This window comes from Oceaniovalibus sp. ACAM 378 (assembly GCF_008085915.1).
Taxonomy (GTDB): Bacteria; Pseudomonadota; Alphaproteobacteria; order Rhodobacterales; family Rhodobacteraceae; genus Oceaniglobus.
In genome coordinates this window covers 1-696 of record NZ_VSJK01000091.1, presented here as the reverse complement: position 1 = coordinate 696, position 696 = coordinate 1, and the positions used below count along the sequence as shown (strand labels likewise).

Genomic DNA, 696 nt, shown 5'->3' with positions numbered 1-696 from the left:
CGACCGGCGCGCGCGTCGGCGCAAGCTGGTGCGGTTTATTGAACTGCGAGATGCCGTGATCAAACAGCTCAAGGCAGGCTGGTCTCCGGAACAGATCGCGAGTCGACTTAAGTTTGACGGCCAAGCATTTCGTGTCAGCCACGAGACGATCTATGCCTACATTTACGGGCCCGATGGCCAGTCCGAAGAACTGGCGCGGTATCTACCGCATCGCCGTAAGAAGCGGCAACCAAGACGCAGGCGGACACCACGCGGCCTTGTTTTCCCGCCTGATCGGTCAATCCACGAGCGGCCTGACTATGTCAAAACCCGCGAGACATTTGGCGAATGGGAAGGCAATCTGATGATTTTTGAGAGAGCGCAGGGTAAGACCAATGTCGCTTCTCTGGTTGAGCGCAAAACCCGCTTTGCCGTTCTGTTCCGCAATAACGACCGCAGCACGACGCACCTGATGAACAAGCTGATGGGTGTGATGGAACCCCTGCCCCAATCGGCGCGTAGATCGATCTCCTTTGATCGTGGGATCGAGTTCCGCGACTGGCGCAAGTTGAAGCCCGGTATCGGAACCGAGGCGTGGTTCTGCGATCCGCAAGCACCGTAGCAAAAGGGTTCAGTCGAGAATCTGAACAAGCGCGCAAGGCGATATTTACCACGGGACGCGCCTGTGGCCGCACTCTCAAATCGAGATATGAAGTC

Annotated in this window: 1 protein-coding gene; it reads left to right on the top strand. The window is 57.0% G+C overall.

Annotated features, from left to right (window positions below; all coding sequences use genetic code 11):
• A partial coding sequence (locus FQ320_RS25335) for an IS30 family transposase (RefSeq protein ID WP_255509734.1) occupies window positions 1–601 on the top strand: 601 nt, incomplete at its 5' end.
• Window positions 602–696: the final 95 nt, after the last annotated feature.